We start from the raw sequence: 6,508 nt of genomic DNA, 5'->3' as shown, positions 1-6,508 counted from the left end.
GAACTCAGGGGTGAAAGTACGTTTGGTTTTCTTGTTCATTAAGTCACCTGTTTTGTGTTGAGGTGAGAATATCACCTTTAATCAGGTGGCCAAATTTACTGTGCCACTACACATAATACGACGGGTTTAATTATCGGTCAGCCCCCTGAAGCCGCTATTTCCGCCAGCGAAGCTGACCCTGCGCCAGAGCCAGAAACAAAAGAAGAGCAAAGTATCTGGGACATGATGTTGATGATCCAGATGGATGAAAGTCGGGCGAAAATTGAAGCTTCGGCAGTCCAGCTTGATTTGGCTATTGGTGCTGCCAAAGCATTCTGGAACCAGTTCCCGGATATGGCGACGATGATAGGCCAGGGGGCCACCATGCAGTATGCCGGAGAAATGCAGATGAACGGCGCCATGCTTTCTGCGATGGGCATGGATGATATTGGCGAGGATATGTACAACATGGGCGGAGATCTCCGGGAGCATGCGGGAGATTTCAATCTGGACATGTACCGTCTGGAAATGAGCAACAGGAACCAGGAAATTGGCGGCATGATTTATGACTATGGCTCGCTGGCGCTGGGAGGATATGGTCTGGCCCGAGGCGGGTTCGTGGGTCTTAGAGCGATGCGGACTGCCAGTAAACTGGCACGAGAAGAAGCAGCGGCGGGGAAATTCACCGCCGATCTGCTGAAGGTAAACAAAGCAGACGATGTTGTCAGTGACGCAGAAAAGTTGGCGGATGATGTCATACCCGAAGGCCAGGATGGCGCAAATATTAAAGGTGAAACCGAGGGAACTGGTGATCAGAGTAAATGTGTTGGTGCTCAGTTGTGCACCAAACCCGGTGAGCCTGTGGATATTGGCACCGGCGATTTTCTCCAGCATTTCAGCGTGCTTTCGCTGCCGGGTTCCCTGCCGCTGACGCTCTCGCGTTTTTACCGCTCACAGGCCAGGGGGACCGGGATTTTCGGCCCGAAATGGACCGATGAGTGGTCAGCGTCGCTGACGATACAGGGTAACCGGCTGCATTTTACCGACAGTGAAGGCGTTGTACTGTATTACCGCCTGCCGCAGGACGGTATCTTTCGCGGTGCAGTGAACTCACGCCAGGCGTACTACCGGCTGACGGGAAGCCTGCGCGATGGCGTGAGCGTTTTCGATCGCCGTTCGCAGCAGACACAGCTCTTTTCCCCGGCAGGCAATGGCGTCTGGCGGTTGTCCGCTGTCTTCGATAATTATGGCAACCGGATTGATTTTATCCGCACTGATGGTCTGCTGACAGAAATCCGTCACAGCGATGGCTATATGCTCGCCCTTGCCTGGCAACAGGCTCAGCTGATGAGCATTGACCTGGCAACGCCGCAGCGTCAGCGTCTTGTGACCTGCCAGTATGATGACAATGGTTTTATGGCAGAATGCGATACCTTCCAGTTCTCGCATTTATGGCATGAGTACACATCAGAAGGCTTTATGACCCGCTGGCGGGATACGGACAAAACCTGTGTGGATATCCGCTATGATCCGCAGGGGCGCGCTGTCAGCACACTGTCAACGGAAGGCTACTTCGATGACCGCTTTATCTATAACGATGATGAAAAATGCACCACCTACCTGGATGCAGAAGGGGGCGAAACCCGTTACTGGTATAACGAGGACGGCCTGGTCACCCGCTGTATCGATCCGCTGGGGCGGGAAGAAATTACCGTCTGGAATAATGCCCGGCTTCAGTCACGCACCGATGCGCTGGGGCGTACCACGGCGTACCGCTATAACCGGGAAGGTGAGGTTATCCAGGTTGCCCTGCCGGGCGGCTATGGCCTGTTCTACGAGTATAATGATACCGGTCAGTTAACCCGGCTGTCGACAACTGATAATCAGGCGTGGCAATGGGTCTATGATGATCGGGGCAGCATAATCAGCCTGATCGACCCTCAGGGCCGGAAACAGCAGTTCAGCTACAGTGAACAGGGTGATTTGCTTGCACGGATTCTGCCGGGCGGGGCCACCTGGTGCTGGAGTCATGACGCCCTGCATCAGGTGCGCGAGACTGTTGCGCCAGACGGCGGCATCACGCAGACCGAACAGGATATGCTGGGCCGACTGTTAAGTGTGAAAGACCCACTTGGCTTCACCACGCAGTTTCGTCACAGCAAAATCCACGCCGGGCCACAGGGCTGCGTGGAAGAAATCCAGCGCCCGGACGGCGTGCGGGAACTGATGCGCCAGAACAGCGAAAAGCTACCGGAAAGCTTTACCGATGGCGAGGGCAAAACCACCCGTTACGAATACGGTGCATTCGATCTGCTCACGGCTCTGGTGCGTCCTGACGGCGAGCGGCTGGCGTGTCGCTACGATAAACTGACCCGCCTGACCGAAATTACCAACGCCGAAGGCGAGCGCTACCGTCTTAAATATGATAAAGCCGGGCAGCTTGTAGCAGAAACAGACTTCACCGGACGCACGCTGAACTACACCTACGATGCCGTCGGGCGTTGTATTCGCACCAGCTTCCCGGACGGCACTCACCTTAACCGCCGCTACAACGTGAATGACCAGGTGACGGACGAGGAAGTCACACAGGGCAACAGTGACCGAACTCTGAGTGTCACCACATTTCGTTACGACACGCAGCGTCGTCTGGTGGAAGCGAAGAATGACGATGCCACCGTTACATTTGAATATAACGATGCAAACCAGATTGTTGCCGAAACGCTGAACGGCAGGCGCACAGAATACCGTTACGACCCTGACCTGGATACGGTCACACAGCGCACCACAGCAGGTATCACAGAACGCTTTACCCGAAACCTGATGGGGCATCTGGCATCCTGGCAGATAGCGGACCATGCCCCGCTGACATTTGAGCACGACCTGCGCGGCCTGGAAACGTCCAGGCGGAGCGAGGCCGGGTTTTACCAGACGCTGGCATACACGCGCACAGGGATGCCAGCGAAGCAGAATGCCGGGGACCACCAGGCCGGGCCGTACGAACGGAACAAAAGCCTGGAGCGCCAGTGGCTGTATGACAAGGCGTACAACCTGACGGTAATATCAGACTCGCTGCGGGGATCAGCCTTCAACAATATGACGGTTAACGACCAGGTAAGCCATGCCACCTGGACGGGCGATTCCCGGGAGTTTCCGCTGTGTGAGGAACTGTTCACTTATGACAAAAACCTGAATATTGCCCGCCGCCAGACATGGGTAAATGAGGTGCTGGAAAGCGAGACACACCAGCAGTTGCGGCATGGAAGAGTTGTTTCCAGAGAGCACAAAGGCTGGCGGCATCAGACACACCGCATCAACCCGGACACAGGAAAGCCGGAAGAGGGAAAATTTGTCCGGGTGGTGAATGAGCACAATATTACCTGGACGTACGATGCTAATGGTCGCCTGGTGGAGAAACTGGTCGATAAAGGCGGCTATCGTCCGCTCGAATGGCGCTATCGCTGGGATGCCAGAAGTCAGCTTACCGGGCTTGAAACGCCGGAGGGGGAACGCTGGGAGTATAAATACGACCCGTTTGGCAGGCGCATCAGCAAACGGTGTACCAACCGTGATAAGTCCGGAATGGATTTCCACTGGAATGGCGATCAGTTAACCGAAGAAATTCCTGTTGGTACTGATGGCAAACCAGAATATGAAAATGCCATTCGCTGGATATATGAACCGGGAAGTTTTACACCGCTGGCACGTTATGAGAAAGGCTTGCTGCATTACGCGGTGACGGATACGGTCGGTCGTGTCCAGGAGTTGCTGACCGAAGACGGCACGATTGTCTGGCGGGGAAAACAGCAACTTTGGGGCCGGGAAGAAGGCAGAAACAAGGATGATGCGCCTGACTGCCGCCTGCGTTTTCCGGGGCAGTACGAAGATACGGAATCAGGACTGTACTATAACCGGTTCAGGTACTATGATCCTGATACGGCGCAGTATATTTCGGCAGATCCCATTGGGTTACTTGGGGGATTAAATCCATATTCATATGTACAGAACCCATTTAGTTATATTGACCCTTTAGGTTTATCGGCATTATTTGCATTCCTGCAAGAAGTAAATTGTAAAAAACTATGGAGTAAAGGAAGTTGGGATACTCCGGCAGAGTCATTACTGGAGCACTTCAGAAAACATGGTCGTGAAGTTGGTGCAGAAACGGTAGAGCAATATCTAAATAAAGCTAAGGTTTTTTCTGAGAACTTGAGAAGAATAAAACCAACCAAAGTTTCTGGTTATACTGAAAATGTGTGGAGATATAGAAAGAACGGAAGATATATTGATGTTGCGGTAGATACAGGGGAAATTGTCTCTTTTGGTCGTTTATAGAGGAAAAGATATGGGCTGGCATCAAATGAAAATACGCAGTGTATCTAAAGTAGAGAAAGTTGAAGCCGAGTTTGTAATTTGGATGTTTGGTGTTATCCCTAGCGCAAAAGTAAAAATAAAAATACGAGAGTCTCAGGATGGGAGTTACATGGGGATTACAAATGTAATGATTAAACGGAAATTTGATGATTGTCCCGAAGGTGCTATTGGCTGGGGAAAAACAGTAGATGAGGCATTGGAAAATACTATAAATAACTTCCTAGCAATTTTAGATAGTGATTATCCAAGAGAGTTATATCCAGATGGACTTTCTGATGAGCATATAGAATATATGGATCATTCCGATTTTTAATGGAATGATAATATCCATTTAACTGACGGTCATCTAACCAAGAAATTCCGGTCAGCCAGGACGGCAAGCCAGATGATGAAAACGCCATCCGCTGGATATACGAACCGGGAAGTTTTACACCGCTGGCGCGTTATGAGAAAGGCTTGTTGCATTACGCGGTGACGGATACGGTCGGCCGTGTCCAGGAACTGCTGACCGAGGGCGGCACCATTGTCTGGCGGGGAAAACAACAGCTCTGGGGCCGGGAAGAAGGCAGGAACAGGGATGATGCACCTGACTGCCGCCTGCGTTTTCCGGGGCAGTATGAAGATGCCGAATCAGGACTGTACTATAACCGGTTCCGGTACTATGATCCTGATACTGCGCAGTATATTTCGGCAGATCCAACCGGGGTGTTGGGAGGTATTAATCCATACAGTTACGTCAAAGATCCGTTAAATTGGATTGATCCATTAGGCCTTAACGCTGATTGTGTATGGAAGGCTGCGGATATTAAAAATTCTGAGAACTGGAATGGTTGTGAAGATTTTGCATTGTGGGTACAAAAGAAAATCGGTGGTGATATTGCAAGAATTAGACCTGATTTCGGAGCTCCTTCATTAGGTAAATACAGAGGCACGAATCCCGGTTGGGCATATCACGACGTTGTAGTAAAAGATGGTCGGGTTTATGATGCCTTTACTGGCTCAGACGGTTTACCATTACAAGAATATAAAGAGTTATGGCAATATCCTGATGCAATCAATTTTGGATTTTAATTATGAATAAAAATATCCTCCTAAAAAAAATTGTTTTTTTTAAGAAGCATATCGATATGTATCTACTTGAAAATAACTATGAAAACACTGTGGCTTTTATACTAGGGATGGATTTTTCCTTTGACGGTAAAATGTTAGAGGGATTTAGAGAGTGGCTCCTTTTACAATACAATGTACGTTCCAATTTAAGTTGGATGAAGCTCGTAGAACTTATCTATGCCGATAATGTAAATGAAGGTATAAGTAAGGTTGATTTTTTATTAGATAATTTAATGGAGTATGTTGCTTCCATGTAAGGTAATTAAAAATTGATGGATTAGCAAAGCAGATAATATGCAAAGTAATCCGTTGCTCAGAACAGAGCAACGGAGGGATTATGATTTACAATTTATATTATCGCTGCAAAATGTAAAACTACTCAGGCACTTGCCAGCGCAGAGAACTGAAAACCTGCGGCGTGGACGACGCTGCGGAGTGTTTTCAGTGTCGGGTTGCCGGTCGGGGAGAGCGTGCGGTACAGTGATTCACGCGATACACCGGCTTTCTGGGCAACCGTCGCCATTCCTCCCCGCGCTTCAACAACATGGCGTAACGCGAGTAAAAAAGCTTCCTGACCGCCATCTTCATCCATATCCAGAAATGCCTGATGCAGATAGGCCTGAGCAAAAGCAGGATCTTCCCGGAGCGCTTCCACCATGACATCATCATATAAACGTTCTTTCGCCATACATCACCTCTTCAAATAGTCTTTGAGGCAGCGAATAGCCTCATCTATATCTGCATCCTGCGTACGCTTGTCGCCAGCCAGAATCAACAGGACGACTTCTCCATCCACCAGGCTGTAATAAACCCGATACCCAGCCCCTTGATCTATCCTGAGTTCCCAGACACCTTCCCGGCAGGGCTTATGGTCGCCAAAATTGTCCGAAGCCATCCGGTTGATCCGGGAAGCGATCTTTGCCTTCGCGATGGGGTCGCGTAACCCTTTAAAAAACTCTGCATACAGATCTCGCCCGTCGGCAGTTATGTAGGTCTTTATCGTTTTCATAAAAGATAGTAGCTTAAAAGCTACTTTTTATCCAGTAAT

At 50.0% G+C, this 6,508-nt stretch carries 6 protein-coding genes; 4 read left to right on the top strand and 2 right to left on the bottom strand.

Annotation, left to right across the window (positions count from 1 at the left end):
• The first annotated feature begins 222 nt into the window (after positions 1–222).
• The 4 genes from ACJHYW_RS24805 (at position 223) to ACJHYW_RS24790 (ending at position 5,717) form a co-directional block, all read left to right on the top strand.
• Entirely contained in the window at positions 223–4,311 is a 4,089-nt protein-coding gene (locus tag ACJHYW_RS24805; RefSeq protein ID WP_077252459.1) for an RHS repeat-associated core domain-containing protein, read from the top strand.
• A gap of 10 nt (positions 4,312–4,321) precedes the next feature.
• Entirely contained in the window at positions 4,322–4,663 is a 342-nt protein-coding gene (locus tag ACJHYW_RS24800) for a hypothetical protein (protein ID WP_061093069.1), read from the top strand.
• A gap of 143 nt (positions 4,664–4,806) precedes the next feature.
• Entirely contained in the window at positions 4,807–5,421 is a 615-nt protein-coding gene (locus ACJHYW_RS24795; RefSeq protein WP_271094341.1) for an RHS repeat-associated core domain-containing protein, read from the top strand.
• Positions 5,422–5,423: 2 nt separating this feature from the next.
• Positions 5,424–5,717: a hypothetical protein gene (locus tag ACJHYW_RS24790; protein ID WP_052895708.1), complete on the top strand. Its 294-nt coding sequence runs from the start codon at positions 5,424–5,426 to the stop codon at positions 5,715–5,717.
• Between the two features lie 122 nt (positions 5,718–5,839).
• Here ACJHYW_RS24790 and ACJHYW_RS24785 read toward each other — a convergent pair whose 3' ends face one another.
• Positions 5,840–6,148 (bottom strand): addiction module antidote protein, encoded by a 309-nt coding sequence (locus tag ACJHYW_RS24785; RefSeq protein ID WP_016248851.1) that lies wholly within the window; start codon positions 6,146–6,148, stop codon positions 5,840–5,842.
• Between the two features lie 3 nt (positions 6,149–6,151).
• Entirely contained in the window at positions 6,152–6,469 is a 318-nt protein-coding gene (locus tag ACJHYW_RS24780) for a type II toxin-antitoxin system RelE/ParE family toxin (protein WP_021550960.1), read from the bottom strand.
• Positions 6,470–6,508 lie beyond the last annotated feature (39 nt).

It is taken from the genome of Escherichia sp. WS3063 (genome assembly GCF_046486595.1).
Taxonomy (GTDB): domain Bacteria; phylum Pseudomonadota; class Gammaproteobacteria; order Enterobacterales; family Enterobacteriaceae; genus Escherichia; species Escherichia coli.
This window is presented reverse-complemented; position numbering and strand designations above follow the sequence as displayed.